This is a genomic window from Paracoccus solventivorans (genome assembly GCF_900142875.1).
In the GTDB taxonomy this organism is placed as follows: Bacteria; Pseudomonadota; Alphaproteobacteria; order Rhodobacterales; family Rhodobacteraceae; genus Paracoccus; species Paracoccus solventivorans.
Map to the genome: position 1 here is coordinate 148,375 of NZ_FRCK01000001.1, position 23,707 is coordinate 172,081.

Annotated in this window: 26 protein-coding genes and 2 tRNA genes; 15 read left to right on the forward strand and 13 right to left on the reverse strand. The window is 70.1% G+C overall.

Annotated features, from left to right (window positions below; all coding sequences use genetic code 11):
- Positions 1-78 precede the first annotated feature (78 nt).
- Positions 79-675 carry a (d)CMP kinase gene (locus tag BUB57_RS00730; RefSeq protein ID WP_073060454.1) on the forward strand — a complete coding sequence of 199 codons (597 nt, stop codon included), beginning with the start codon at positions 79-81 and terminating at the stop codon, positions 673-675.
- 190 nt (positions 676-865) lie between these two features.
- Here the strand turns inward: BUB57_RS00730 and BUB57_RS00735 are convergent, their stop codons facing one another.
- On the reverse strand, positions 866-1,327 hold the full coding sequence (locus tag BUB57_RS00735) for a GatB/YqeY domain-containing protein (protein ID WP_073060458.1): 462 nt from the start codon (positions 1,325-1,327) through the stop codon (positions 866-868).
- Positions 1,328-1,474: 147 nt separating this feature from the next.
- Between BUB57_RS00735 and carA the strand changes: the two genes are divergently transcribed.
- Positions 1,475-2,626, forward strand: a complete 1,152-nt coding sequence (carA, locus tag BUB57_RS00740) for a glutamine-hydrolyzing carbamoyl-phosphate synthase small subunit (protein WP_073060461.1) — start codon at positions 1,475-1,477, stop codon at positions 2,624-2,626.
- 80 nt (positions 2,627-2,706) lie between these two features.
- Positions 2,707-4,725, forward strand: coding sequence for a glycosyltransferase (locus tag BUB57_RS00745; RefSeq protein WP_073060464.1), 2,019 nt, complete (start codon positions 2,707-2,709; stop codon positions 4,723-4,725).
- A gap of 19 nt (positions 4,726-4,744) precedes the next feature.
- On the opposite strand, the gene BUB57_RS00750 is transcribed toward BUB57_RS00745, so the two are convergent.
- Positions 4,745-7,573, reverse strand: a complete 2,829-nt coding sequence (locus BUB57_RS00750) for a [protein-PII] uridylyltransferase family protein (protein ID WP_073060468.1) — start codon at positions 7,571-7,573, stop codon at positions 4,745-4,747.
- Between the two features lie 407 nt (positions 7,574-7,980).
- Between BUB57_RS00750 and BUB57_RS00755 the strand changes: the two genes are divergently transcribed.
- The 3 genes from BUB57_RS00755 (at position 7,981) to ilvN (ending at position 11,315) form a co-directional block, all read left to right on the forward strand.
- Positions 7,981-8,793 (forward strand): arginyltransferase, encoded by an 813-nt coding sequence (locus BUB57_RS00755; RefSeq protein ID WP_073060471.1) that lies wholly within the window; start codon positions 7,981-7,983, stop codon positions 8,791-8,793.
- 186 nt (positions 8,794-8,979) lie between these two features.
- A complete protein-coding gene (locus tag BUB57_RS00760) occupies positions 8,980-10,743 on the forward strand; it encodes an acetolactate synthase 3 large subunit (protein WP_073060474.1) in 1,764 nt (587 codons plus the stop codon).
- An 11-nt stretch (positions 10,744-10,754) separates the two neighbouring features.
- Positions 10,755-11,315, forward strand: coding sequence for an acetolactate synthase small subunit (ilvN, locus tag BUB57_RS00765; RefSeq protein ID WP_073060477.1), 561 nt, complete (start codon positions 10,755-10,757; stop codon positions 11,313-11,315).
- 129 nt (positions 11,316-11,444) lie between these two features.
- Here ilvN and BUB57_RS00770 read toward each other — a convergent pair whose 3' ends face one another.
- Entirely contained in the window at positions 11,445-12,254 is an 810-nt protein-coding gene (locus tag BUB57_RS00770) for a M48 family metalloprotease (protein ID WP_084731888.1), read from the reverse strand.
- Between the two features lie 186 nt (positions 12,255-12,440).
- Between BUB57_RS00770 and BUB57_RS00775 the strand changes: the two genes are divergently transcribed.
- A complete protein-coding gene (locus BUB57_RS00775) occupies positions 12,441-12,689 on the forward strand; it encodes a hypothetical protein (RefSeq protein WP_073060481.1) in 249 nt (82 codons plus the stop codon).
- Here the strand turns inward: BUB57_RS00775 and BUB57_RS00780 are convergent.
- Complete coding sequence (locus tag BUB57_RS00780) at positions 12,686-12,949, reverse strand: DUF167 domain-containing protein (protein WP_073060484.1); 264 nt, start codon at positions 12,947-12,949, stop codon at positions 12,686-12,688. The genes BUB57_RS00775 and BUB57_RS00780 overlap by 4 nt on opposite strands.
- Positions 12,950-13,053: 104 nt before the next feature.
- On the opposite strand from BUB57_RS00780, the gene BUB57_RS00785 reads away from it, so the two are divergent.
- Positions 13,054-13,617, forward strand: coding sequence for a nitroreductase family protein (locus tag BUB57_RS00785; RefSeq protein ID WP_073060486.1), 564 nt, complete (start codon positions 13,054-13,056; stop codon positions 13,615-13,617).
- A gap of 36 nt (positions 13,618-13,653) precedes the next feature.
- Here BUB57_RS00785 and BUB57_RS00790 read toward each other — a convergent pair whose 3' ends face one another.
- Both BUB57_RS00790 and mce read right to left on the reverse strand, forming a co-directional pair.
- Positions 13,654-13,923 carry a DUF1467 family protein gene (locus BUB57_RS00790; RefSeq protein ID WP_073060490.1) on the reverse strand — a complete coding sequence of 90 codons (270 nt, stop codon included), beginning with the start codon at positions 13,921-13,923 and terminating at the stop codon, positions 13,654-13,656.
- The gene (mce, locus tag BUB57_RS00795; RefSeq protein WP_073060493.1) at positions 13,923-14,327 is read right to left on the reverse strand and encodes a methylmalonyl-CoA epimerase; all 405 of its coding nucleotides are present in this window, start codon (positions 14,325-14,327) and stop codon (positions 13,923-13,925) included. The genes BUB57_RS00790 and mce overlap by 1 nt, the downstream gene beginning before the upstream one ends.
- Before the next feature lie 136 nt (positions 14,328-14,463).
- Between mce and BUB57_RS00800 the strand changes: the two genes are divergently transcribed.
- Positions 14,464-15,186 carry a response regulator gene (locus tag BUB57_RS00800; protein ID WP_084731889.1) on the forward strand — a complete coding sequence of 241 codons (723 nt, stop codon included), beginning with the start codon at positions 14,464-14,466 and terminating at the stop codon, positions 15,184-15,186.
- A gap of 3 nt (positions 15,187-15,189) precedes the next feature.
- Here BUB57_RS00800 and BUB57_RS00805 read toward each other — a convergent pair whose 3' ends face one another.
- The gene (locus BUB57_RS00805; RefSeq protein WP_073060496.1) at positions 15,190-15,459 is read right to left on the reverse strand and encodes a DksA/TraR family C4-type zinc finger protein; all 270 of its coding nucleotides are present in this window, start codon (positions 15,457-15,459) and stop codon (positions 15,190-15,192) included.
- A 226-nt stretch (positions 15,460-15,685) separates the two neighbouring features.
- On the opposite strand from BUB57_RS00805, the gene ihfA reads away from it, so the two are divergent.
- The 4 genes from ihfA to BUB57_RS00825 all read left to right on the forward strand — a co-directional run bounded on the left by ihfA (position 15,686) and on the right by BUB57_RS00825 (position 17,993).
- On the forward strand, positions 15,686-15,985 hold the full coding sequence (gene ihfA / locus BUB57_RS00810) for an integration host factor subunit alpha (protein ID WP_073060500.1): 300 nt from the start codon (positions 15,686-15,688) through the stop codon (positions 15,983-15,985).
- A 37-nt stretch (positions 15,986-16,022) separates the two neighbouring features.
- On the forward strand, positions 16,023-16,664 hold the full coding sequence (locus tag BUB57_RS00815) for a MerR family transcriptional regulator (RefSeq protein WP_073060502.1): 642 nt from the start codon (positions 16,023-16,025) through the stop codon (positions 16,662-16,664).
- Between the two features lie 112 nt (positions 16,665-16,776).
- Positions 16,777-16,854: transfer RNA gene (locus tag BUB57_RS00820), tRNA-Pro, on the forward strand.
- Between the two features lie 65 nt (positions 16,855-16,919).
- The gene (locus BUB57_RS00825; RefSeq protein ID WP_073060505.1) at positions 16,920-17,993 is read left to right on the forward strand and encodes a 2'-deoxycytidine 5'-triphosphate deaminase; all 1,074 of its coding nucleotides are present in this window, start codon (positions 16,920-16,922) and stop codon (positions 17,991-17,993) included.
- A 5-nt stretch (positions 17,994-17,998) separates the two neighbouring features.
- Here BUB57_RS00825 and BUB57_RS00830 read toward each other — a convergent pair whose 3' ends face one another.
- The 5 genes from BUB57_RS00830 to BUB57_RS00850 form a co-directional block, all read right to left on the reverse strand.
- Positions 17,999-18,205: a hypothetical protein gene (locus BUB57_RS00830; protein WP_073060508.1), complete on the reverse strand. Its 207-nt coding sequence runs from the start codon at positions 18,203-18,205 to the stop codon at positions 17,999-18,001.
- Positions 18,206-18,235: 30 nt separating this feature from the next.
- Positions 18,236-18,856, reverse strand: coding sequence for an SMC-Scp complex subunit ScpB (scpB, locus tag BUB57_RS00835; RefSeq protein WP_073060510.1), 621 nt, complete (start codon positions 18,854-18,856; stop codon positions 18,236-18,238).
- Entirely contained in the window at positions 18,853-19,620 is a 768-nt protein-coding gene (locus tag BUB57_RS00840) for a segregation and condensation protein A (RefSeq protein WP_073060513.1), read from the reverse strand. The genes scpB and BUB57_RS00840 overlap by 4 nt, the downstream gene beginning before the upstream one ends.
- A 156-nt stretch (positions 19,621-19,776) precedes the next feature.
- Entirely contained in the window at positions 19,777-20,394 is a 618-nt protein-coding gene (rpsD, locus tag BUB57_RS00845) for a 30S ribosomal protein S4 (RefSeq protein WP_073060516.1), read from the reverse strand.
- A 148-nt stretch (positions 20,395-20,542) separates the two neighbouring features.
- The gene (locus tag BUB57_RS00850; RefSeq protein ID WP_073060519.1) at positions 20,543-21,748 is read right to left on the reverse strand and encodes a multidrug effflux MFS transporter; all 1,206 of its coding nucleotides are present in this window, start codon (positions 21,746-21,748) and stop codon (positions 20,543-20,545) included.
- Between the two features lie 157 nt (positions 21,749-21,905).
- On the opposite strand from BUB57_RS00850, the gene BUB57_RS00855 reads away from it, so the two are divergent.
- Positions 21,906-22,328 (forward strand): DUF1489 family protein, encoded by a 423-nt coding sequence (locus BUB57_RS00855; protein WP_073060522.1) that lies wholly within the window; start codon positions 21,906-21,908, stop codon positions 22,326-22,328.
- A 105-nt stretch (positions 22,329-22,433) separates the two neighbouring features.
- Positions 22,434-22,507, forward strand: a tRNA-Gly gene (locus BUB57_RS00860).
- A gap of 261 nt (positions 22,508-22,768) precedes the next feature.
- Here the strand turns inward: BUB57_RS00860 and BUB57_RS00865 are convergent.
- A complete protein-coding gene (locus BUB57_RS00865) occupies positions 22,769-23,656 on the reverse strand; it encodes a hypothetical protein (RefSeq protein ID WP_143159551.1) in 888 nt (295 codons plus the stop codon).
- Positions 23,657-23,707 lie beyond the last annotated feature (51 nt).

A 23,707-nucleotide genomic window follows, 5' to 3' on the forward strand; every position in this document is an offset into this window, starting at 1 on the left:
TACAGCGGTCCCGCCCGCTTTCCCAACGCCCCCCGATATGGCATCACCCCCCCTGCGCCCTGCGGATCGGAGACCACCATGCCCTTTACCATCGCCATCGACGGACCCGCCGCCTCGGGCAAGGGCACGATCGCGCGGGCGCTTGCGCAGGAATTCGGGTTCCCGCATCTCGACACCGGGCTGCTCTATCGCGCGGTGGGCGCCATCGGCGGCGACCCGACCACCGCCGCCCGCGGGCTCGACCCCGAGGACCTGCTGCGCCCCGGGCTGCGCAGCGCCGAGGCCGGGCAGGCCGCCTCGCGCGTGGCCGCCATCCCCGAGGTGCGCGCGGCGCTGATCGACTTCCAGCGCCGGTTTTCGCGGCAGGAGCCGGGGGCGATCCTCGACGGGCGCGACATCGGCACGGTGATCTGCCCGGGCGCCGAGGTGAAGCTTTACGTCATCGCCGCCGATGAGACCCGCGCCGCCCGCCGTGCGGCCGAACTGGGCGCCGACCCGGCAGTGATGCTGGCAGAGCTGCGCGAACGCGACGCCCGCGACGCCGCCCGCGACACCGCACCGCTGCGCGCCGCCCCCGACGCGGTGATCCTCGACACCACCGCGATGAGCATCGACGAGGCCGTCGCCGCCGCCGCCGCGCTGGTGCGCAAACGGCTGGAGCGGCTGGCGATCTGACGCACGCCGTCCCTGCGGCCGTTTCCTCTGAAATATCCACAGATCAGGCCGCAGCCGCCAGCGTCGCTCCTGCGCTTCGTACCTGTAAAAATATCCCGGGGCTTCCGAGCGCCCGGGAAACGGTCCGGTGGACCGTTTTCAGCAAGGAAGGCCGCGGCAGCGGCCCGGGGGCAGCGCCCCCGCCTCGCCCTCACCCCATCAGCCGCTTCTTCACCAGCGCCCCGGCGGCGCCGAAGTCCATCTGCCCGGCATGGCGCTCGCGCAGCGCGCCCATCACGCGCCCCATGTCGCGTACCCCGGTCGCGCCCAGCTCGGCGATCACCGCATCGATCGCCGCCGCAACCTCGGCGGGGTCGAGCTGCCGGGGCAGGAACTCCTGGATGATGCCGATCTCGGCCTGTTCGCGCTCGGCCAGCTCCAGCCGGCCGCCCTCTTCATAGGCGCGCGCCGATTCCTGGCGCTGCTTGACCATCCGCGACAGCAGCGCGACCAGGTCATCCTCGGTCAACTGGCCTTCGCCGGGTTCGCCGCGGGCAGCGATCTCGCGATCCTTGATCGCGGCGCCGATCAGCCGCAGCGTCGACAGCCGCAGCTGGTCCCTGGCCTTCATCGCCGCTTTCGTGGCGTCCTGGATACGCGCGCGCAGTTCCATCTTGGTCCTCGTTGTCTGACCCGTCAGGGTTGCCCCCACGCCCGCGCGCCGTCAACCCGCCGCCCGTCTGCCGGCCCGCGGACGATCGCGCCCTTGACCGCGGCGGCGGCTTCCCTTAGCACTCGCCCGATTTTCCGGGGGTTCAAGATGGAACAGAAACCGACCGCGTGCCTGGCACTGGCCGACGGGACGATCTTCTATGGCCGGGGCTTCGGCGCCAGCGGAGAGGTCGTGGCAGAGCTCGTCTTCAACACGGCGATGTCGGGCTATCAGGAGATCATGACCGACCCCAGCTATGCGGCGCAGGTGGTGACCTTCACCTTCCCCCATATCGGCAACACCGGCATCACCCCCGAGGACGACGAATCCCCCGATGCGGTCGCCGCGGGCATCGTGGTGAAATGGGACCCGACCGAGCCCTCGAACTGGCGCGCCGCGGGCGATCTGGTGTCGTGGATGGAACGGCGCGGCCGCATCGGCATCGGCGGCATCGACACGCGGCGCCTGACCCGCGCCATCCGCGAACAGGGCGCGCCGCATGTGGTGCTGGCCCATGATCCGCAAGGCAATTTCGACACCGCGGCGATGGTCGCCCGCGCCCGCGGCTGGCCGGGGCTGGTCGGCATGGACCTCGCGCGCGAGGTCAGCTGCACCCAAAGCTACCGCTGGTCCGAGGGCCACTGGGCCTGGCCGGGCGGGTTCAACGACAAGCGCCCGGACCACCCGCTGCGGGTGGTGGCCATCGACTATGGCGCCAAGCGCAACATCCTGCGCTCGCTGGCGCAATCGGGCGCCGAGGTGACCGTGCTGCCCGCCACCGCCACCGCCGAGGACGTGCTGTCCCACAACCCCGAGGGCGTGTTCCTGTCGAACGGCCCCGGCGATCCGGCTGCGACCGGGGAATATGCGGTGCCGATGATCCGCGAGCTGATCCAGCGCGACCTGCCGGTGTTCGGCGTGTGCCTGGGCCACCAGCTGCTGGCGCTGGCGCTGGGGGCGAACACGGTCAAGATGCCCCACGGCCACCACGGCGCGAATCACCCGGTGCGCGACCTCGAGACCGGGCGGGTGGAGATCACCTCGATGAACCACGGCTTCGCGGTCGATTCCCAGACCCTGCCCGAGGGCGTGGTCGAGACCCATGTCAGCCTGTTCGACGGCTCGAACTGCGGGCTGCGCATCGCGGACCGTCCGGTGTTTTCCGTGCAGTACCACCCCGAGGCCAGCCCCGGCCCGCGCGACAGCGACCATCTGTTCGCCCGTTTCAGCCAGGCGATGCTGGACCGCCGCCCGGCCTGAGGGCGTTCGGCCGGCGTTAACGGCCGCTTAAACATTTGCGGGCATCAAGGGGCGATTCCATTCGCACCGGGGTGCCCTCCATGTCCGTCACGCCGTTCCGCAAGCTTGCCCCGCCCGCTGCTGCGCCCGGCCCGGCCGTGCCCGGCGGCGGGCCGCTGCCCTTCCGGCTGCGGGCGGCCCGGCCCGACGACCGCCCGGCGCCGCGGCCCGAGGGGCGCGACGAACGCACGCTAGGGCAGCTGCTGCTGGATGCGGGCGCGGTCGATCCGGGCAATCTTTTCAAGGCGCTGGTGGTCAGCCGCTCGGAATCGGCGCGGCTGGGGGAAATCCTGCTCGCCCGCGGCTGGGTGACGGCACAGGCGTTGACCCGGGCGCTGTCGAAGCAATGGCGGACCAGCAGCGTCGATCTGGCAGCGATGCCGCCGGATGCGCGGCTGATCGACCTTGCCGGCGCGGACTGGTGCCTGACGCAGGGAATCGTGCCTTGGCGGCGCACCGGCGGCGTGACCTTTGTCGCCGCGGCCTGGCCCGAACGTTTTCAGGCGGCGCGGGCGACGCTGGAATCCCGGCTCGGGCCGGTGCGGATGCTACTCTGCACCGAAAACGACGCCACCCGGGCGCTGCTTTCCACCCGCCGCACCGCGCTGATCCGGCAGGCAGAAAGCTGCGTCGCGCCCGAATATTCCTGCCGCACCAGGGATGAGGCGCGGCTGGGCCGGATCCTGCTGGCGCTGATGGGGGCGCTGGCGCTGGGGCTGTGGCTGGCGCCGGTGCTGGTGCTGGCGGCGGTCAGCCTGCTGACCATCCTGACGCTGCTGGCGACGACGCTGCTCAAGGCGCTGGCCTTCCGCCGCACGCTGCGCGCTTCGCACGAGCCGCCGCTGCCCCCGCCCGATGCGCAGATGGATGGCAAATGGCCGGTGATCTCGGTGATGGTGCCCATGTTCCGAGAGGAGGACATCGCCGACCGGCTGGTCGGCCGCCTCGCCCGGCTCAGCTACCCGCGCGAGCTGACCGACGTGCTGCTGGTGGTCGAGGAAACCGACCTTGTGACGCGGCAGGCGCTAAAAGGGGTGAAGCTGCCCTTCTGGATGCGGGTGGTGACCGTGCCCGACGGCCCGATCCGCACCAAGCCACGGGCGCTGAACTATGCGCTGAACTTCTGCCGGGGCGAGATCATCGGGGTCTGGGACGCCGAGGACCGCCCCGAGCCCGACCAGCTGCACCGCGTCGCCCGCCACCTGCATTTCGCCCCGGCGCAGGTCGCCTGCGTGCAGGGCGCGCTGGACTTCTACAACCCGCGCACCAACTGGCTGGCCCGCTGCTTCACCCTGGAATATTCGGCGTGGTTCCGCGGCGTGCTGCCGGGGATCGCGCGCATGGGGCTGGTGGTGCCGCTGGGGGGCACGACCTTCTTCATCCGCCGCGCGGCGCTGGCCGAGGCCGGGGGTTGGGACGCCTGGAACGTCACCGAGGACGCCGATCTGGGCGTGCGCCTGGCCCGGCTGGGCTACCGCACCGAAATCGTCGCCACCACCACCCATGAAGAGGCCAACTGCCGTCCGATTCCCTGGGTCAAGCAGCGCTCGCGCTGGCTCAAGGGCTTTGCGATGACCTGGGGGGTGCATATGCGCGATCCGCGCGGGTTGGTGCGCGCGATCGGCTTCTGGCCGGCGGTCGGGTTCCATCTGCAGATGTTCGCCACCGTCCAGCAATTCCTGCTCGCCCCGGTGCTGTGGAGCTTCTGGCTATTTTCGCTGGGGTTTTCCCATCCGCTCACCGGCTTCGGCGGCGCCTGGCTGGGGCCGGCGGTGATCGCGCTGTTCCTGCTTTCCGAGACGCTGAACATCGCGGTTGCGGCTTGGGCGGTGCGGCGCACCCATCCCGGGCTGGGGCTGTGGGCGCCGACGCTGTATTTCTATTTCCCCCTGGCCTGCCTGGCCGCATGGAAGGCGGCCTATGAGATCGTGGCCAAGCCATTCTACTGGGACAAGACCCTGCACGGGGTGTTCGACCACGCCGCCGAGGACGGGGCCAAGGACGGGGCCGAAAGCGCCCCCGCGACCGCGGCGGTGCCGCTGGTCGGCACGGTGCGCTGACGCCATGGCCCGCGCCGCCTCAGCCCGCCGCCGCGTCGATGATGCGCCCAGCGGCCTCGGTCAGCTCGTCCAGCCGGGCCGACAGCGCGGCGGCGTCCTCGGCCCCGGTCTCGCGCAGCAGGAACTCCTGCCCGCCCTGCCCGATGGTCGCAAGGTCGAGCGGCCGTTCGCTCAGCAGCCGCGCGCCGCAATGCAGCCGCCACAGGAACTCATGCGCCCGCACCAGCACCTCTGCATCCGCGGCCGCAACCAGCCCGGCCTTGAGCCCGGCGCGGATCTGCATCGGCGCCCGCCGAGAGGCCGAGCCCGCCCGCAGCGCCAGCGCCTGCGCATAAAGCTCGATATCCTGCAGGCGGCCGCGGCCTGCGCGGGGCGCCCAGCCTGCGGCATCACCCCCGGCAGCAGCGATCCGTTCGCGCATCTGCTGGAAATCCGGCATCACCCGCCGGTCGCGGCCGCGCTGCGCCAGAATCTCCTGCCGCAGCGTCTCGATGCGCGCGGACAGCGGCGGGGCGGCGGCATCGCCCGCGGCGGCGCCGGGGATCACCGCCACCACCCGCGCGCGGGTCAGGGCCAGATGCTCCCAGGTCCAGGCCTCGTTCATCTGATAGTCGCGGAAAGCGCCGATCGAGGTCGCGACCGGCCCCTGCCGTCCCGAGGGGCGCAGCCGCATGTCCACCTGGTAAAGCCGCCCCGCCGCGGTGGGGGCGGTCAGCGCCGCCAGCAGCGCTTGGGTCAGCCGCGCATAATAGGCCCGCGTGGCCAGGGGCTTGGCTCCCTCCGACGCCTCGGCCCCGTCGGCATCATAGATCACCAGCAGGTCGAGGTCGGACAGCGCATTCATCTGCCGCGCCCCCAGCGAGCCCATGCCCAGCACCGCCGCCCCCACCCCGGGGGCCGGGCCGTGGCGGCGGGCGAACTCGGCCGTGACCAGCGGCGCCAGCGCCGCCAGCGCCGCCTCGGCCAGGTCGGCGTAATGCTGGCCCGCCTGCTCGGCCTCGATCAGCCCGCGCAGGTGGTGCACGCCCACGCGGAACTGCCATTCATGCGCCCAGCGCCGCGCCGCATCCAGCGCACGCTCATACCCGCCCTCGGCCGCGGTCATGGTGCCGTCCAGCAGCCCGGCCAGCCCCGCGCGCAGCGCCGCCAGCCCCGGCCAGGGGGCAAAGAACCGCCCCGCGATCACCGCGTCCAGCACCTCGGGGTGGCGGGCGAGATAGGCGGCCAGCGCCGGCGAGGTCGCGCAGATGTCGCCCAGCAGGTCGATCAGCGAGGGGTTCGATTCGAACATGGAAAACAGCTGCACCCCCGCCGGCAGCCCGCGCAGGAAACTGTCGAACCGCGCCAGCGCCTCGTCCGGGCGGGCGGCGCGGAACAGGCTGGCCAGCACCTGCGGCTCGATCCGCCCGAACAGATGCCGCGCCCGGGCCGAGCGCAGCGCCGGATAGCCCTGCCAGCCCTCGACCACCGCTGCCTGTTCGTCGGTCAGCTCGGGGCGGGCGGTGGCCTGCACCGCGGTGGGGGCAAAGAAATCGCCGGTCAGCGCCTCGACCCGCTGCAGCCGCGATTCCAGCCGCGCGCACCAGGCGGCGGGGTCAGTTTCGCCCGACAGCGCCACCACCGGCGCCAGCGCCGCGGCGGTCGCGGGCACCACATGGGTCTGGGCGTCGTTGACCATCTGGATGCGATGCTCGATCTCGCGGTGCTCGCGGTAATGGGCGGTCAGCTCGGCGGCGACGTCGGCGGGGATCCAGCCCTTTTCGGCCAGCGCCGCCAGCGCCTCGACCGTGCGGCGGGACCGCAGGTCGGGGTCGCGGCCGCCGGCGATCAGCTGGCGGGTCTGGGCAAAGAACTCGATCTCGCGGATGCCGCCGCGCCCCAGCTTGAGATCGTGGCCGGGCGCCTGGATGCCGCCATGCAGCCCCTTGTGATCACGAATCCGCCGCCGCATCTCATGCGTGTCCTCGACGGTCGCAAAGTCGAGGTGCCGGCGCCAGATGAACGGCCGCAGCGCCGCCAGGAACCGCGCCCCCGCTGCAAGATCACCGGCGCAGGGCCGTGCCTTGATATAGGCGGCGCGTTCCCAGCTGCGGCCCTCGGCCTCATAATACCCCAGCGCGGCCGAGGCCGAGATGCAGACCGGCGTCACCGAAGGGTCGGGGCGCAGCCGCAGGTCGGTGCGGAACACATAGCCCTGCGCGGTCAGGTCCGACAGCGTGGCCGCCGCCTTGCGGGTGGCGCGGATCAGCGCGGCGCGAACGTCGTGCTGGTCCTCGGGCGCATAGGCCGCGTCCTCGTAAAGCACGATCAGGTCGATATCCGAGGAGAAATTGAGCTCATGCGCGCCCATCTTGCCCATGGCGAGCGCAAAGATTCCCGCCGCATCCGGGCTTGCCCCCGCGTGCGGGGCAGGCAGGCGGCCGCGGCGCAGCTCGTCCCCGACGTGGGCGCGCAGGGCCAGGTCGGTGGCGCGGTCGGCCAGCGCGGTCAGCGCCGCGGTCACCTCGTCCAGCGACCAGGCGCCGCCCAGATCGGCGAGCGCCGCAAACAGCGCCACCCGCCGCTTGGCCTGCCGCAGCGCCGGGCCGAGTTCGGCCGAGGACAGCGCCTCGAACCCAGCCGTCCCGGACGCCACCAGCGCGGCGGAGGTAAGGTCGCTGTCGGCGGCCTCCGACAGCCAGGCGGATTCGCCGGCGATCAGCCCGGCCAGATACGGGCTCGAGCCCCCGGCCCCGGCAATCAGTGCCGACAACTTCCCCCTGGCCGCGGGCAGGCTGGCAGCTGCGCCCTCGGCCCGGGCCGGGTCCTCTGCCAGCGGCAGGCGGGTGATGCTGGTCGAAAGCCTCATGCCCCACCCCCCCGGCGGCGGCTTCCGGCCGGCCGCGCCAGTCTGCACGCGCGGCTGCGCCGATGCGACGCAGGGGACAGCCCCGCGACACCCCGCAGGTTCACAACTGCGTTCCCGCCCCCCGGATTTCGCGGCAACACCGCTGTTGCCGTGGCCAGCCTCTCCCCGCCCCTCGCCCGAACCCCGGGAAAACCCGCGGCAATCGCGCCGCGGCCCCCTGCAGTGCGCGCAAGCCTGCCCAGCCTGGGCAGGCCCTCGCTTCGGCGCTTGTCCCGCGCCGCGGCAGTTGCTACCGTCGCTTGATTCCCGCTGAATGATGCGATTTTCCGGCCCCTGCGCATGTCCATCGTCCCTGCCAGCCCCCCCGGACTTAGACCAGCCACGGATCCTTCCGGGCGGGGCGCGTGATGCGGCATTCCGGGCACAATGCTCCGCAGTTCTATGTCACCGGGCCGCAGCCCTGCCCGTATCTGCATGGCCGGGCCGAGCGCAAGCTTTTCACGGCCCTGACCGGCGACCGCGCGCGCGAATTGAATAATGCGCTGTCGCGGCAGGGCTTTCGCCGCTCGCAGAACGTGGTCTATCGGCCCAGCTGCGAAAGCTGCGTCGCCTGCATGTCGGCGCGGATCCGGGTGGCGGATTTCCGCCCCTCGCGCAGCCAGCGCCGGGTGCTGAAGCGCAATGCGGGGCTGATCCGGCTGGGCACCAGCGCCTGGGCCACCGACGAACAGTTCGAGCTGTTCCGCCGCTATCTCGACCGCCGCCACGCCGACGGCGGCATGGCCGACATGGATATCTTCGAATTCGCGGCGATGATCGAGGAGACCCCGGTCCGCACGAGGGTGTTCGAATACCGCCCGCCCGCCCGCAATGGCGAGGCTGCGCCCCTTGCTGCGGTGTGCCTGACCGATATCCTCGACGACGGGCTGAGCCTCGTCTACAGCTTCTACGACCCCGACCGCCGCGCCGACAGCCTGGGCACCTGGATGGTGCTGGACCATGTCGAGATGGCGCGGGCGGCCGGGCTGCCTTATGTCTATCTGGGCTACTGGGTTCCGGGCAGCCGCAAGATGGCCTACAAGGCCGCCTTCGGGGCGCTGGAAATCCACAAGGGCGGCGTCTGGCAGGACATCGGCCGCCCCGAGGACCATGAGGACGAGGCCCACCCGCTCTCCGTGGACCCGATCGTCGAGCAGGTCGCGCGAATCCACCTGCCCTGAGCGCACAATCCCGGCCACAGCTTGCGCCACACCCTTCGCGGTTGTAATTTTCTTGCGCGGGACCCCGGGGTTGCGGCATTTTTCCCAAAACGCGGCATTGACCCGACCCGAGCCGGCGACTAGCTTGCGGCGGCGCAGCAGAGCCTGCCGCTTTGCCGCAAATCTTTCGCGAACAGGGGGTCGGAGATGTCCCGAAGCATGACGGGTGCAAGAATGGTGGTCGAGGCGCTGCGCGATCAGGGCGTCGATACCGTATTCGGCTATCCCGGCGGCGCGGTCCTGCCCATCTACGACGAGATCTTCCAGCAGAACGACATCAAGCACATCCTGGTCCGCCACGAACAGGGTGCCGTCCACATGGCCGAGGGCTATGCGCGTTCCACCGGCAAGCCGGGGGTGGTGCTGGTGACCTCGGGGCCGGGCGCGACCAATGCGGTGACCGGGCTGACCGATGCGCTGATGGATTCGATCCCGCTGGTGGTGCTGACCGGGCAGGTTCCCACCTTCATGATCGGCACCGACGGGTTTCAAGAGGCCGACACCGTCGGCATCACCCGCCCCTGCACCAAGCACAACTGGCTGGTGAACGACACCGACAGCCTGGCCGAGACGCTGCACCGTGCCTTTCACGTCGCCACCTCGGGGCGGCCGGGTCCGGTGCTGATCGACATCCCCAAGGACGTGCAGTTCGCCACCGGCACCTATGTCGGCCCGAAACAGATCGCGCCGCCGCGCTACCAGCCGCCGCGCAAGGGCGACACCGCCGCCATCACCCGCCTGGTCGAGCTGATGGAGACCGCCGAGCGTCCGGTGTTCTACACCGGCGGCGGCGTCATCAACTCGGGCCCCGCGGCCAGCCAGCTGCTGACCGAGCTGGTGGATGCCACCGGTTTCCCGGTCACCTCGACGCTGATGGGGCTGGGCGCCTATCCGGCCAGCGGCAAGAACTGGCTGGGGATGCTGGGGATGCACGGCCTGTATGAGGCCAACATGGCCATGCACGGCTGCGACCTGATGATCAACCTGGGCGCGCGTTTCGACGACCGCATCACCGGGCGGGTGGCCGATTTCAGCCCCGGCTCGGTCAAGGCGCATGTCGACATCGACCCCAGCTCGATCAACAAGGTGATCCGGGTCGACGTGCCGATCGTCGGCGACGTGGGGCACGTGCTGGAGGATCTGCTGAAGATCTGGAAGGCCCGCGGCCGCAAGACCAGCCCGGCGCTGCAGCAATGGTGGGCGCAGATCGAGCAGTGGCGGGCGCGCAACTGCCTTGCCTACAAACGCTCGGACAAGCTGATCAAGCCGCAGCACGCGCTGGAACGGCTCGAGGCGCTGACCGCCGGCCGCGACCGCTACATCACCACTGAGGTCGGCCAGCACCAGATGTGGGCGGCGCAGTTCCTGCACTTCGAGGGGCCGAACCGCTGGATGACCAGCGGCGGGCTGGGGACCATGGGCTATGGGCTGCCGGCCTCGATCGGCGTGCAGGTCGCCCATCCCGAGGCGCTGGTGATCAACGTCGCGGGCGATGCCAGCTGGCTGATGAACATGCAGGAAATGGGCACCGCCGTGCAGTTCCGCGCGCCGGTCAAGCAGTTCATCCTGAACAACGAACGGCTGGGGATGGTGCGCCAGTGGCAGCAGCTGCTGCATGGCGAGCGCTACAGCCAGAGCTGGTCGGAAAGCCTGCCCGATTTCGTCAAGCTGGCCGAGGCGTTCGGCTGCAAGGGCCGGCAGGTGCATGAACCCGGCGATCTGGACGACGCCATCCGCGAGATGATCGACAGCGACTGCCCCTTCATCCTCGACGTGCTGGTGGAAAAGCACGAAAACTGCTTCCCGATGATCCCGTCGGGCAAGCCGCATAACGAAATGCTGCTGGGCGACGAGATCGCGGCCGACGACATCGGCACCGCGATCAAGTCCGACGGCGCGGTGCTGGTGTAAGGGGGCCGGTCATGTCTGCACTCAAGATCGAACGCGGCGCGTCCAGCCATTCAGCCTACGACCTGCGCGACTATCACGCGGCGGGCGAGGAACGGCACACCCTGGCGGTTATCGTCGACAACGAGGCCGGGGTGCTGGCCCGGGTCATCGGGCTGTTTTCCGGGCGCGGATACAACATCGACAGCCTGACCGTGGCCGAGGTGGACCACACCGGCCACACCTCGCGCATCACCCTGGTCACCCGCGGCACCCCGGCGGTGATCGAGCAGATCAAGGCGCAGCTCAGCCGGATCATCCCGGTGCACGAGGTCCACGACCTGACGGTCGAGGGCGCCTCGGTCGAGCGCGAGCTGGGGCTGTTCAAGGTCGCCGGCACCGGCGAGAAACGCGTCGAGGCGCTGCGGATCAGCGACATCTTCCGCGCCAATGTGGTCGATTCCACCCTGGAAAGCTTCGTGTTCGAGATCACCGGCACGCCGGAAAAACTCGACGCCTTTGCCGAGCTGATGCGCCCGCTGGGCTTGGCCGAGGTCGCCCGCACCGGCGTGGCCGCGCTGTCGCGCGGCCGCTGACGCCCCTTCCCCCGTAACGACAAGCCCCGCGGCGCCTCCCGGCCCGCGGGGCTTCTTTCTGGCCCAAATACCCATGCAACGGCGACGCCGGCGCGGCGATGCAGCCTTATCGCGCCACTTCTGCCGGGCTCAGCGCGCCCGTCCCGCCCTTACGTCCGCAACCGCCCGCGCGACCTGAGCCTGCCGCTGCACGTTCGACGGGTGGCTGCCCAGAATCCGGTCGCCGGGGTCGGGGATGCGGGCAAAGAACTCGGCCCCGCGGATCGGGTCGAACCCGGCATTCAGCGTCAGGATCGCGCCCAGATAATCGGCCTGCAATTCCCAGTCGCGGGAATAATAGCGCGCGCCGACCTGCGCCCCCATCTGCTGGGCCGCCTGGATCGTCGCCAGATCCGCGCCCGAGGCCGCGACGATCCCCGACATGATCACCGCCCCTGCGCGGGCTGCGCCGCTGCGCTGGTTGAGGTGGTTGAGGATATGGTGCGAGGCCTCGTGCCCGACCACGAACGCCAGCTCATCGGCATTCCGCGCCGCCGCGATCAAGGCCAGCGTAAAGCCGATGATCGGCCGGCCGTTGTCGTCCAGCGTCTGGAAGGCGTTGATGTCCAGCCCCGGGCGGTCGTCCACCACGAACTGGAAATCGCAGTTGATCGGCTGGCGACGGCGCAGCGCGCATTCGCGCTCGACCGCCGGCTCCATCGCGCGGATCACCGCGGTGAAGTTCGAGGCCGCCGCCTGCGGCGTGGCCGGCGCGCCCGAGGTGGTCTTGATGATCACCGGATCGGCGGGCGGCAGCCCCGGTGGCGGCATCGGGATGTCGCCGGGCACGCCGCAACCGGCCAGCGCCGCGGCCGCAGCCAGCACCAGCCCGCGCAGGCCGATCCGGCCGGCCGGGCGGGCGGGGCGGGCCGCCCTGATCCCGGCTCCGGTCGCCGCCATGGCCTCCGCCGCGGTGCCTGCCGCGGTTGCCGCCGTCCTCGTCATGTCCACCCGTCCCACGCGCGCGTTGTTCCTGCCGGCAGGCTACAGCCTAATCCGGGCGGCTGCAAAGCTCCGGGGTTGCGGGCCGCCGCCGCTCACGCGAATGTTGCACGCACCCCACATCGTTTGCGCAAAGGCCCGGCCATGTTCACCATCGAGCACGATTTCGACGCCACCGTGATCACGCTGGTGGACGAGGCACCCCCCGGCGCCCGCCCGCTGAACGAGGACGTGGTGATCCTGGGTTTCGACGACCGCGTGGTGATCGAGCAGATGGAGCCGGGCGGCGACGGCGTGTCGCGCATCGTGCTGACCATGGAACAGCTGAACGAGCTGCGGCTGGCCCTGAACCTGCCCGAGGGCAATTACCGCGTGGTCCCGCGCGACCCCTAGGGCTCGACCCGGAACAGCTTGTCGCGCGCGGTGGCGCCACCCACCAGCGTCAACCGCGAAGGCGCAACCCGCAGCGCCTTTGCCAGCAGCTTGCGCACCGCCTCGTTGGCCTTGCCGTCCTCGGGCGGGGCGGTGACGCGGATATGGATGGCGCCGGCATCGTCGCGGGTCAGCGCCTCGCGCCCGCCGCGCGGGGTCACCCGCACCGCGATCCGGGCGCCAGGCACAGCCAGTTCGGACAGGTCTTGCGGCTTGCTCATTCCATGGGGGTGGCGCGCGCAAGGGTCCGCGTCAAGCCCGGCTTTCCATCCGCGGGGGCGGGCTGTAGCCTTGGCCGGGATCTGACACGACCCGAGGACCTGCCATGCCCGCCACCCCCGAGGCGCTCGATTTCCTGGCCCGCCGCCGCTCGCGCCCGCCCAAGCTGCTCTCTGCCCCCGCCCCCGACCGCGAGGCGCTGGCCCGGCTGCTGACCGTCGCCGCGCGGGTGCCCGACCACGGCAAGCTGGAACCCTGGCGCTTCGCGGTGCTGGAGCGGGCGACGCTGGACCGGCTGGCGCCGCTGCTGGCCGAGCATGTGCGCGCCATGGGCGGCGACGAGGCCGCGGCCGAGAAAGCCCGCAGCGGCTTTGATTCCCCGCTGATCGTGGCGGTGGTGTCCTCGCCGGTGGACAGCGCGAAAATCCCGCTGTGGGAACAGCAGATGTCGGCCGGGGCGGTGTGCCTGTCGCTGCTGAACGCGGCACTGGCGGCGGGCTGGGGCGCGGCCTGGCTGACCGGCCCCGCGGCCGGCGACGATTTCGCCCGCGTGCATCTGGGCGTGGCCGAAGGCGAACGGGTGGTCGGGCTGATCCATATCGGCACCGGCCCCGACGAGGTTCCCGACCGTCCCCGCCCCGACGTGGCAGCGCGGACGGTATTCCTGTAACGCCGCATGTCGCGGCCCCTTCGGCGGGGCCGCGGCTCAGGGCGTCAGCCGGTTGAACTCCATCATGTCGGCGCGGGTGACGATCCCCGAGGCCAGGAACGCCCAGATCGCCCCCACCAGCAGCACCGCGATCAGCGTCGCCCACAGCGCCTTCTTGCCCAGCCCCGGCTTGACCGGCGCGCCCGCGGGCGTGCCCGGCACCACATGGCCGGATTCCTCCTGGCTTTGGTGCCCCCAGGGCAGCAGCAGGAACATCACGAGAAACCAGATGCTTGCGAACATGACCAGCCCGCCGGTGATGGTCATCAGACCTGCTCCAGCTCGATCAGGCAGCCGTTGAAGTCCTTGGGATGCAGGAACAGCACCGGCTTGCCATGGGCGCCGATCTTCGGCTCTCCGTCGCCAAGAACGCGGGCGCCCTGCGCCTTCAGCGTGTCGCGGGCGGCGAGGATATCCTCGACCTCGAAGCACATGTGGTGGATGCCGCCCGACGGGTTCTTGTCCAGGAAACCCTTGATCGGGCTGTTGTCGCCCAGCGGATACAGCAGTTCGATCTTGGTGTTCGGCAACTCGATGAACACGACCGTCACGCCGTGGTCGGGCTCGTCCTGCGGCGCGCGCACGGTGGCGCCCAGCGTGTTGCGGTATTGGTCGGCCGCCGCGGCCAGGTCCGGCACGGCGATGGCGACGTGGTTCAGGCGTCCGATCATGCGAGGCTCCTCAGCTTTGGCCCTCAATAGGCCGGACGCAGGGCAAGGAAAAGTCCTGCGGGGGAACCGCGCTTAACCGGGCGTTAGGATAATGGCGGCTAATCTGGGCTTGTGGATGATTCGAGGGGATGCTGCCATGAACTCCAACCAGATCTGCACCCATGACGCCCCGATGCCGCTGTGGCCGGTGGCGCCGCCGGGGCGGCCGCTGGCCGGGCTGACCGTGCTGGTGGTCGAGGATTCGCGTCTCGCGTCCGAAGCGGTGCGCCTGCTCTGCCTGCGCTCGGGCGCGCGCATCCGCCGCGCCGACTGCCTGCGCACCGCGGCCCGGCATCTGCAGACCTATCGGCCCGGGGTGGCGATCGTCGACATGGGGCTGCCCGACGGCAGCGGCGCGCAGCTGATCGCGCAGCTGGCGGGGGTGGTGCCGGTGGTGCTGGGGATGTCCGGCGACCCCGAGACCGAGGCCGCGGCGATGGCGGCGGGCGCGGACGGGTTCCTGGCCAAGCCGGTGGAAAGCCTGGCGCTGTTCCAGCATCTGATCCTGTCGAACCTGCCGCCCGAGGCGCGGCCGCCCGGGCTGCGGGTGGTTCCCCGCGACATGGTGCAGCCCGATGCCGGCGCGCTGCACGACGATCTTGCGCATGTGGCCGAGGTCCTGGCGAGTTCCTCCGATACCGGGGCCATCGACTATATCGCGCGCTTCCTCGCCGGGGTCGCCCGCTCGGCCCGGGACGAGCCGCTGGAACAGGCCGCCGCCGCGCTGGCCCGCGACCATTCCGCAGGCCGCGCCCTGGCCGCCGATCTCGCGCGGATCAGCGGGCTGGTACAGGACCGGCTGGCCGCCGCCCAGGGCTGAGCGTCAGCGCAGCTGGCTGTCCTTGGAGCCGCGGCGGTTGATCCCCGCGCCGGGGACGAAGCGGCGGTCGGCCTCGCTCTGGCAGGCGACGCACAGGGTGACGCCGGGCACGGCGCGGCGCCGCGCCTCGGGGATGGGGTCGCCGCAATCCGCGCATTCGGCCAGGCTCTCGCCGCCGCGGCGGTTGCGCAGCCGCATCCGCGCCAGCGCCTCCTCGGTGCTGACCTCGATCTGCTCGTTCACCGCGCCATCGGTGGCCCATCCCCCGGCCATCGCAACCTCCCTGATGCCAGCCCGCGATGCTGCGGGTGGAAATCCTGCGTCCAGACCATGAAAATGGGACGTTCCGCGGTGCTGGGCAAGGGCCGGACCGGGCCGCCTCAGGGGCCGGCAGCCGGGCCGGGACATGAAACTGCAGGTGGCGCGGAACGATCCCCATGGCCGCAGGTTGACTTTGCACTTAAGGATCAACAGTCTGTCAGAAACGAAAGGCCGGCGAATGAGCGACAAGACACTGACCCGAATGGATCTGGCCGAGGCGGTCTTCCGCGAGGTCGGATTGTCCCGGCACGAAAGCGCCCAGCTGGTGGAAAGCGTGCTGGGGCATATCTCGGATGCGCTGGTGCGCGGCGAGCAGGTGAAGATCTCGTCCTTCGGCACGTTCTCGGTGCGCGACAAGAACGAGCGCATCGGCCGCAACCCCAAGACCGGCGAGGAAGTCCCGATCACCCCGCGGCGCGTGCTGTCCTTTCGCCCGTCGCATCTGATGAAAGAACGGATCGCCGCCGGCAACCGCTAGCGCCACCGGCAGGCACCGCCACAGCGGGAACCAGGACATGAAATCGCCGCAAGCCTTTCGCAGTATCGGCGAGGTCGCGCAGATGATCGGGGTCGCGACCCATGTCCTGCGCTACTGGGAAACCCAGTTCCCGGCCCTGGCCCCGGTGCGGCGCCCCGACGGGCGGCGCTATTACCGCCCCGAGGATGTGCAGCTGGCCGCCGGGCTGTGCGTCGTCATGCGCGAAGAGGGGCTGACCATTCGCGGCGCCCGCCGGCTGATCGCGCTGGACCGTGGCGAGGGGCTGCGTGCCCGCGGGCGCGAACGACTGGCCATGGCGGATCCCGCCGGCCCGGACACCGCGACACCCGCGGCCGAGCCCCGCGCCCGGAAACCCGCATCCCCCGGCAAGCCCGCCCGCAAGGCCCCGCGCAGCGTGGAGGGCGCGCCTGCCGAACGCGCCGGCCCTTCCCTGCCGCTGTTTCCCGAGCTGGACCCGGCCGCCGCCGCCAGACCAGCCGCCCCACAGAACCCAGCCGCCGCCCCGCAGCTCTTGCAGGACCGCGGCGCATGGCTCGCGCGGCTGACCGCGACGGCGGGGGCGTTGCGCCGTCATGCCGACCCGCCGCCGCCCGAGCTGGCGCGGCTGCGCCAGGACCTCGGCCGCGCCCTGCACCGTGCCCGCGGCGGCAGCCTGTAACTCAGCCTTGACGCAGGTTTTTCCGGCCCCGGCGAAAACCTCGGCAGGAAAGCCGTTTTCGAGGCCCCGCCCTCTTGTGCAGCCGGCGCGCTTCGCTCTATATGGCCGGCGTCGGGCCGTGGCGCAGTCTGGTTAGCGCGTCCGTCTGGGGGGCGGAAGGCCGCGAGTTCGAATCTCGCCGGCCCGACCATCACGAAACGCCCACCCTTCGGGGTGGGCGTTCGCTTATGAACGGGGCTTGATTGGGGGGTTGATGTGAACGGTGTCCTTCCCGACAGCGCCCTGCGCCGCCTGATCGCCGAGGGCGCGATCACCGCCGCCGCACCGATCACCCCGGACCAGATCCAGCCAGCCAGCCTCGACCTGCGCCTGGGCGCCACTGCCTGGCGGCTGCGGGCTTCGTTCCTCGCTGGGCGCGGGCGCAGCGTGGCCGAGCGGCTGGCGGATTTCGAGATGCACCGCATGGATCTTTCCGGCGGCGCGGTGCTGGAAAAGGGCTGCGTCTATCTGGTGCCGCTGCAGGAACGGCTGGCGCTGCCGCAGGGGGTCGAGGCAGTGGCGAACGCCAAATCCTCGACCGGGCGGCTGGACCTGCTGACAAGGCTGGTCACCGACGACGGGACCGAGTTCGACCGCCTGCCCCCCGGCTACGACGGCCCGCTTTACGCCGAGATCTGCCCGCGCAGCTTTTCGGTGCTGGTGCGTCCGGGGATGCGGCTGAACCAGCTGCGGCTTCGGCGCGGACAGGCGATGCTGGACGACCCGGCGCTGGCGGCGCTGCACGGCGCGCAGCCGCTGGTCGATGGAGAGCCGCTGATCGACGCGGGGCTGGGGTTCTCGGTCGATCTGAGGCCGGCCTCGGGCGATCTGGTCGGCTATCGGGCACGGCCCCACAGCGGGGTGATCGACCTCGACCGCATCGGCGGCTATCTGGCGCGGGATTTCTGGGACGAGCTGCGCACCGATGAGGGGCGGCTGATCCTGGACCCCGGCGCGTTCTATATCCTCGTCAGCCGCGAATCGGTCACGATTCCGCCCGGCTATGCTGCTGAAATGTCCCCCTATCTGGCGATGGTGGGCGAATTCCGGGTCCATTACGCCGGGTTCTTCGACCCCGGTTTCGGCCACGGTCCCGGCGGCGCGGGCGCGCGTGGCGTGCTTGAGGTGCGCTGCCACGAGGCTCCTTTCGCGCTGGAACACGGGCAGGTCGTCGGCCGGCTGGTCTATGAGCGCATGGCGGCGCCGCCCGACCGGCTTTACGGCGCGGGAATCGCCTCGAATTATCAGGGGCAGGGTCTCAAGCTGTCCAAGCAGTTCCGGCAGGCGTAAGCCGCCTAGCGCAGCCTGCGGGTGATCCGGGCCGCTTGCCGGGCGCGCTTGGCTGCCTGCCGCGCGGTTTTTGCCTGTTTCTGCGCCGCGGGTGACAGTTTTCCGTCCGCCGACACCCCGCCGCTGCGACGGCTGTAAAGGTCGATGCCCTTGTTCACCCCCCAGTTCGTCAGGCGGCGGGTCAGCATTGCGATCAGGCGGTTCAGGTTCATGGCTTTCCCCGTAGCTGTCCCCGTGACGGCTCAGTCGCCGAAAAGATCGTCCCCCGGCGTATCCGACGACATATCGGCGCCGTCCCCGTCCGGCGCAAGCCCCGGCATCGCACCCGGCCGGCTGTCGAGCAGCCCCGAGGCCCGCAGCTCCGCCAGCCCCGGCAGATCACTGGCGCTGGCAAGGCCGAAATGGTCCAGAAACGCCTCGGTCACGACAAAGGTCACCGGGCGGCCGGGGGTCTGGCGGCGGCGGCCCAGCCGGACCCAGCCCATCTCGATCAGCTGGTCCAGCGTACCACGGCTGACCGAGACGCCGCGGATTTCCTCGATCTCGGCGCGGGTGACGGGCTGGTGATAGGCGACGATGGCCAGCGTCTCGGTCCCGGCGCGGGACAGGCGGCGGGTCTCGACCACCTCCTCCTGCATGAGAAACCCAAGATCGGCGGCGGTGCGGAACGCCCAGGCGTCGCCCACGCGCAGCAGTTCGACCCCGCGCCCGGCATAGCGCGTGCGCAGCCGGCGCAGCGCCTCGGCGGGGTCCGATCCCGCCGGCATCCGCCGCGCCAGATCCTGCAGGCCCAGCGGCTGGGCCGAGGCGAACAGCAGCGCCTCGACCATCCGTTCCTGCTGGTCCTCGGGGGGCGCACTCATCGCGGGCGCACCGAGATGGGGGCGAAAACCGCCTCTTGCCGCAGCTCGACCCGCCCCTGCCGCGCCAGTTCCAGCGAGGCCGCGAATGTCGCCGCCGTGGCCGAGCGTCGCCGCGCCGGCGTGGCCGTCCAGCCATCGGGCAGAAAGCGCATCAGGTCGGTCCAGTCGCCCGCATGGCCGATCAGCCGGCGCATCCGCTCCAACGCATCTTCCAGCGACCAGATGTCGCGGCGGTCGTAAGCATAGGGGCGGAACTCGTCGCGGGTGCGCAGCCGCGCATAGGCCTGCATCAGCTCGATCAGCCCGGCCTGCCAGCGCGTGGCGCGCAGCTTCGCCACCGTCTCGGGCGCGCCGCGGGCGAAACGGTCCTGCCCCAGCAGCGGCCGCCCCATCAGCCGCGCCGCCGCCTCGCGCATCGCCTGCAGGCGTTCCAGCTGAAAGGCCAGATGCGCGGCCAGATCCTCGGCCGAAGGACCCTCGGCCTGCGGGTCCGGCGGCAGCAGCAGCCGCGACTTGAGATAGGCGAGCCATGCCGCCATCACCAGGTAATCCGCCGCCAGCTCGATGCGCAGGCTGCGCGCGCGTTCGATGAAGCCCAGATACTGCTCGGCCAGCGCCAGCACGCTGATCTGCATCAGATCGACCTTTTGCGTGCGCGCCAGCGTCAGCAGCAGGTCCAGCGGCCCGTCATAGCCGGGCACATCGACGATCAGCGCCTCGTCGGGGCGCGGGATGCTGTCGGTATTGGCCGGCGTCGGGTTCATCCCCCACCCATGGAAACGGGCGCCCGCGCTGTCAACCGGCGTATGTCTTCTGTCGTCAAATATCCCGGGGCCCGGGGCAGAGCCCCGGTCCGGCGCCGCCACAATGGAAAAGGGCCGCCCCGAAGGACGACCCCTGAAACCCAATCGCGCGAAAGATCAGCGCGAGTAGAATTCGACCACCAGATTCGGCTCCATCACCACCGGATAGGGCACGTCGCCCAGCGCCGGGGTGCGCACGAAAGTGGCGGTCATCTTGTTGTGGTCGACGTCCAGGTAATCGGGCACGTCACGCTCGGCCAGGCCGACGGCTTCCAGCACGATGGCCAGCTGGCGCGAACGGTCGCGCACCGCGATCACGTCGCCTTCCTTGACGCGATAGGAGGCGATGTTCACCCGCTTGCCGTTCACGGTGACATGGCCGTGGTTGATGAACTGGCGCGAGGCGAAGATGGTCGGCACGAACTTGGCGCGATAGACCACCGCGTCCAGGCGCCGCTCGAGCAGGCCGATCAGCATCTCGCCGGTGTCGCCGCGCAGGCGCACGGCCTCGGCGTAGATGCGGCGGAACTGCTTTTCGGTCAGGTCGCCGTAATAGCCCTTGAGCTTCTGCTTGGCGCGCAGCTGGGTGCCGAAGTCCGACAGCTTGTTCTTGCGGCGCTGGCCGTGCTGGCCGGGGCCGTATTCGCGCTTGTTCACCGGGGATTTGGCACGGCCCCAGATGTTTTCGCCCATGCGGCGGTCGATCTTGTACTTGGCAGCGGTGCGTTTGGTCATCGCTGATCTCCTTCGTTCGTTGCAGAAGGGCGTTGTCCTCTCCCCTTCACAGGGGCGACAGGCTTCCCCTTGCGGGGTCCACCAACACCAATGGAAGCGGCGCTTATAGCCGCGCGGGGGGCAGAGTCAACCGCCCCCCATGGGGCCGTCAGCCCCGCATCAGCCCCATGATCGCCCAGGCCAGCGCCGAACAGACCAGCGCGGCCACCGCCACCGGCATGGCGGTGCCGTCATAGGCCAGCCCCACCGGCGCCGCGATCAGCACTGCCCCCAGCGTCGACAGCGCCGCCACGACCGAGGCGGTCAGCCCCGCGATATGCCCCATGCGCTGCATCGCCAGCGCGTTGAGGTTGCCGAAGGTCAGCCCGGCCATGGTGAAGATGCCCACCGACCACAGGAAGAACACCGGAAAGCGCAGCAGCGGCGGCAGCCCGCCCCAGAGCGCCAGCAGGAACGCCGCCGAGGCGAAGATCTGCAGCAGATAGGCGGTGCGGGCGATCCTGCGCATCCCCACCCGCATCACCAGCCGCGAATTGATCAGCGTACCGGTCGCTGCCAGCAGCGCCATGACGGCAAACCACAGCGGAAAGCGCTCGCCTTGGCCGTAGGTCTCGCCGAACAGCTGCTGGGCCGAGGACAGCAGCGCGAACATCTGCGCGAAGCCCAGCGTCATGGTGATCGTGCTCAGCACCACCTGCCGGTCGGACAGCACCTCGCGCGTGCCCTCCCACAGGCTGCGCAGCCGCAGCGGGCGGCGGTCCTGCGGGGCCAGAGTCTCTTCCTGCCGCAGCCCCAGCCACAGCCAGCCCAGCGAGCCGAACAGGAAGAAGCCGATGAACACCCCGCGCCAGCCCAGCACATGGATGAACCCCTGCCCGATCAGCGGCGCCATCGCCGGCACGATCATGAACACCATCATGATGAAGCTGGTGATCCGCGCCATCTCGCGCCCGGCGTAAAGGTCGCGCACCAGCGCGGTGCCGACGATCCGCGGCGAGGCCGCCCCCAGCCCTTGCGCGAATCGCGCCAGCAGCAGCGCGTCCAGCGTCCCCGCGAACATCGCCACGATCGAGAACACCAGGTAGATGGTAATCCCGATCGCCATCGCCCGCTTGCGCCCCAGCGCGTCCGAGATCGGCCCGGCGAACAGCGTGCCGATGCCCATCCCGGCCATGAAGCTGGTCAGCACCAGCTGCGCGCGGTTGACATCGGTCGGGGTCAGCTCGGCGGCGATCTGGGGCAGCGCCGGCAGCATCGCATCCATGGAAAATGCCACCGTGGCGAACAGGAATGCCAGCATGGCAATCAGTTCACCCTGCCGCGCCCGAGCGGTGTCAGAGTTTTGCGAAGTCATGAGAGCGTCCTTTCCATGATCCCCTACGCTCTGCGACCGGGGGTCGCAACCCCGGCGCGAGGATCGGTTTTCACCATGCCGTGCCCGGGGGCGGCGGTTTCCCCCCGCCTGTTCACCCGCCCTGTTCACCTGCGCCGCCGGGGTTTATATCGGCGGCATGAGCGAGCCCCTGCACATGATGAAACTCTGCGTCGGCGCCGACCGTCCCGAGGATCTCGAGGAATGGCAGCAAGAGCGTTTCGGCGCCGGCCCCGCGTTCCACGTCACCAGGATGCGCCCGAAACGCGCCGAAGAGCTGCTGGCCGGCGGCTCGATCTACTGGGTGTTCCGGGGGGTGATGCTGGCACGGCAGCAGCTGATGGGGTTCGAGGACCGGGTCGGTGCCGATGGAATCACCCGCTGCGCGCTGGTGCTCGACCCGCAGCTGGTGCGGGTGGCCGCCGTGCCCCGCCGCCCCTTTCAGGGCTGGCGCTATCTGCCCGGCGCGGACGCGCCCCCCGACCTGCCCCCCGGCCGCGCCAGCGAGGACCCGCTGCCGCCAGAGCTGGTCCGCGAACTGGCCGAGATGGGGCTGCTTTGACGCCCTCCGGCGGGGATATTTCACAAGGAAGAAGCCGGGGCGCGGCGGCATTCCGGCGACTGCCCGCTTGACCGGGCCGGCGGCTTTGTATATCGCAGGCGGGCCGCGGGTGTAGCTCAATGGTAGAGCAGAAGCTTCCCAAGCTTACGACGAGGGTTCGATTCCCTTCACCCGCTCCAGAAATCAGTGTTCGCACCGGCGCGCTGCCCGGCCCGGAACGGGCCTCCTCACCCCAGGAATGTTTGTTGGCCGAGAGGCGGATTGCTGTGGTCAGCAGGGCCGTTGCGACCGGTCCCATTCGCGGGAACGGAGGGAATGCGGAGGGTGGCGACCGGCGCAGTCCAGGGTGCGTGGCCAGATCGCCAGTGCCGTGCGGTGCCCCACAGAGCCGATAATGTTCTTGGGCCGCGATTGATAACGCATTCCGGCCCGTTCATCGGTTACCGATTCCTGATTCCCTCCAGAAACCGCCCGAAACTCGGGAAACGCCGCACCAGCCGGAATTTCACATGACGCAGGCCGTTTTTCACGAAAGCCTTGCTGCGCATGGGCACCCAGTCAAAACGGATCATGTTCAGATGAACCGGCTGCACCTGGCACGGTGATACCGGCGGAGCCTGCCCTGCATTCGGCAGCAGCGGATAGAACCATTCGCGATCCGGCCAGACATATTCATCGGGCCAGGTCCAGCAGCTGTTTTCCATATAGACCCGGCGCATTTCATCCCCGAGCGCCTTGTCCGTCCCCAGCGGCGGCGAGGGCGGGCCCAGTCGATACAGATGGCGCTGCATCAGGATTACCGCCTTGTCGCTGACATAGCAGGTGACCCAGATCCGAAAGCCCAGTTTTTTCTGCACTGCCTCGACGGCGCGAAAGACCTGCACGTGATCCTCGTGCCCATACTCGCCCCACGGATTGTGGGTCACCACATCCGCCGCCCCTTTCAGGCGATCTTCCAGCGCGGTGCAGAGCATTTCGAAATTGGCCCGATAGGCGGCCAAGGTGGCGCCATGCAGATTGAACGGCATCCGGCGAAGCGCCAGCCCCTCGGCCGTTTCTTCGGGAATGGGCCAGGTGGCGTGATTGAATACCGATGCCTCGACAATATTCAGGCTTTCCACATTGCTCAGCGGCAGGGCGCGAACGGCCCGCCGGCGCCCCTCCGAAAAGACCGGCTGGCCCGGAAAATCGCCGTAACACAGGATCACCCTGCCCGCGGTTTTCAGGATGGAACTGGCCCAAAGCACCTCGTCATCGGGATGCGCCATTACGACGAAGCACCCGGAAGGCGGAGAGGGCGGCGTATCCGTGGAGGTCAGGGCGGTCATGAAGGCCTTTCCTGAAGGATGAACCGGATCGAAAGGATTATAACGGGCAGA